Raw genomic sequence first — 1160 nt, 5'->3', positions numbered from 1 at the left:
GGGGGACCCTGCTGAGCCTGCGCATCCCGGCCGCGCGCACGCCCTCGCTGGCGGAGCTGGCCGCGGGCTGGCCCGACGGCGACCTGTGGGGCGAGGCCCTGGAGGCCCTGGTCCGGGACCGGGCGAGCGTGCTGGTCAGCGGCGCCACGGGCACGGGCAAGACCACCCTCCTCGCCGCCGCCCTGGGCTGCGTGCCGGGCGACGAGCGGATCCTCACCGTGGAGGACACCGCGGAGGCCGCCCCGGAGCACCCGCACGTCGTCGCCCTGCAGTGCCGCGCCGCCAACGCCGAGGGCGCGGGCGCGGTGGGCCTGGCCGAGCTGATCCGCCACGCGCTGCGGATGCGCCCGGACCGGCTCGTCGTGGGGGAGTGCCGCGGCGCCGAGGTGGCCGACTTCCTCACGGCGCTCAACACCGGCCACCAGGGCGCGTGGGGCACCCTGCACGCCAACGGTGCTGCGGACGTCCCGGCGCGGCTGACGGCCATGGGCTCCCTGGCCGGCTGGGGGCCGGACACGGTGGCGGCGCAGGCCCGCGCGGGGGTCGACGCGGTGGTCCACCTGGTCCGGGACCGCCACGGCCGCCACCCCGTGGAGCTGGCCGTCCCCGATCCCGACGCGCGGGGGTTCGCCCTGCTGCCCGCCCTCACCTGGACCCCTGGACCGGGGCCCGGGGACGGCTCGACCGCGGAGGGGCCGGGCCTGCGGGCGCTCGCGGCCCGGCTGGCGGGGCGGGGGAGCCGGTGAGCACCGCGGCGCCGGAGGACGCCACGGAGGAGCTCGTCGTCGTCCTGCGCCGCTGGGCGGCGCTCGTGTCCGCGGGCCTCACCGAGGAGGCGGCCTGGCGGGAGACCGCCCGCATGCTGCCCGACGACGACGGCCACGCCCGCCACGCGGCGCGGCTGCGGGCCGAGCGGCTCGCCTGGGACGCGGCCGGTGACCTGTCGACCGGCCGGGATGCTCCGGATGTCCGCGGTCTTCGCCGCGACGAGCATCCGCCTGGCGACACCCACGACGCCTCGCCCGACCGCTCGCGCCGACGCTGGTGCCCGCCGTGGCGCACACCGCCCCCGGACCCCGGGTGGGCGCTGGTGGACGCGGCGCTGGCGGCTGGTGCCCGCGCGGGCGCCGCACCGGCCGTCGTCGTCCGCCGGCTGGCGG

At 80.3% G+C, this 1160-nt stretch carries 1 protein-coding gene and 1 pseudogene; both read left to right on the top strand.

Annotation, left to right across the window (positions count from 1 at the left end):
- On the top strand, positions 1-746 hold a 746-nt coding region (locus NWP10_RS12050), incomplete at its 5' end, for a CpaF family protein (RefSeq protein ID WP_258301059.1).
- A pseudogene (locus NWP10_RS12045) lies at positions 743-1160 on the top strand (hypothetical protein); the annotation flags it as partial. The gene NWP10_RS12050 and the pseudogene NWP10_RS12045, both read left to right, overlap by 4 nt.

It is taken from the genome of Micrococcus sp. HG099 (assembly GCF_024723355.1).
GTDB lineage: Bacteria > Actinomycetota > Actinomycetes > Actinomycetales > Micrococcaceae > Micrococcus > Micrococcus endophyticus.
This window is presented reverse-complemented; position numbering and strand designations above follow the sequence as displayed.